Here is a 1,360-nt window from a genome sequence, read left to right on the forward strand (position 1 = left end):
ATTATTGATATCTTCCCAAGCTTTTATGGCCTTCACTATCAGTCAGTAAGGACATTAATCTATAATTATTATCTCAGATCTTCGAACAACTATATTTATCGAAGATAAAAACTCATGAGTAATCTTTGATTTCAAAGCTTAGAAGGATATTCAAAAAGTAATGAAATCATTTAATTAGTTACAAGCATTTTCATTTATGCTCTATAATTTCGTAATTATCTGGGGAGCGCCACATGATTTCTTTATATGAAAAATTAACTTTCCCTTTTTCTTTCAAGTAATCCATAACCTGAGAAGGTGCCCAACCCTGTCCATATGAAAATAATGCTCCCATTCCTGCCAGTTTCTCTATCAAAAAAAACTGTTTTTTTTCATCTTCAAAATCAACATTGTAACAATCTCCTTTTTTAGAAAAACCGAGGCTTTTCAATTTAGACTCTTCATTAACCACCCCTTTCAATTGAACTACAATTCTTTTCGGCTCTAAGATCGTCACTAAGATGCAATTTAACATTCTAAATACTTCCTACATTAACTTTCAATATGGTATTAACTACGGGATTATCAGTAATAGACTGGGAATTTATCACCATCTCAGGTGCTCCGCCTGGTAAATGCTGTCCTGGCCCTTTAAAGTAATCATTCCCGCCCAGAGGGCTACGTGGTTCAAGGTCTCTGATACCACTTATTCTTCTAACTTTAAAACCGCCTAATAACGAGTCTTTATAAAGCCCCATGTCCCTTTCAATTACTCTAGCTTTAGCTCTTGTTATTGTAATTTCTTGGGCGTTTCCGGCATCAGGAAAATATTTCATTACACCTTGTTTGTCACTAATGAAAGTACCGTCTCTACCTATAGCAGGATAAGCATCCCAAGATGTGGGGCTTATATTGTAGCCTTCATTAGAGTTTTTTAGCATATCATGCTGGCGTTTACGAGCTTGCTTAACACTACACTTACTCAACCCCCACGGATCCACCCACCCCAGCGCGTTCGGCGCATACTGGTAAAGGTTGATCCCGCCCGCCAGCCCTATCGGGTCCTGCTGGGTAAACCGTCCGCTGTCCGGATCATAATAACGAAACAGATTGTAGTGCAGTCCGGTTTCCCGGTCCAGGTACTGGCCCTGCATACGCAGGTTCTGCTGAACGACCGGCATCCGCTGGCTGGATTCACGCAGCAGCTTGCCCCACGGGCTGTTAATGCCTTCCCAGGCTTTTTGCCCTTCACCGTCAGTCAGCAGTTCCGGCATTCCGTTAGCAGCATTATGGAACCAGTAAATCTCGGGGCTTTCCACGCCATCAATACGGGCCAGCGGCTCATAGCTCTTGCTGTCGCTGTAAACGTAGGTCAGCGGAG

2 protein-coding genes are annotated in these 1,360 nt (G+C 42.1%); both read right to left on the reverse strand.

Translation table 11 applies throughout. The annotated features are described in order from the left end of the window. Positions 1 to 190: 190 nt before the first annotated feature. Complete coding sequence (locus OK412_RS10070; RefSeq protein ID WP_223564752.1) at positions 191 to 496, reverse strand: hypothetical protein; 306 nt, start codon at positions 494 to 496, stop codon at positions 191 to 193. 19 nt (positions 497 to 515) lie between these two features. Next, a partial coding sequence (locus OK412_RS10075; protein WP_264353132.1) for an RHS repeat-associated core domain-containing protein occupies positions 516 to 1,360 on the reverse strand: 845 nt, incomplete at its 5' end.

Source organism: Pantoea sp. JV6, assembly GCF_025910055.1.
GTDB lineage: Bacteria > Pseudomonadota > Gammaproteobacteria > Enterobacterales > Enterobacteriaceae > Pantoea > Pantoea agglomerans.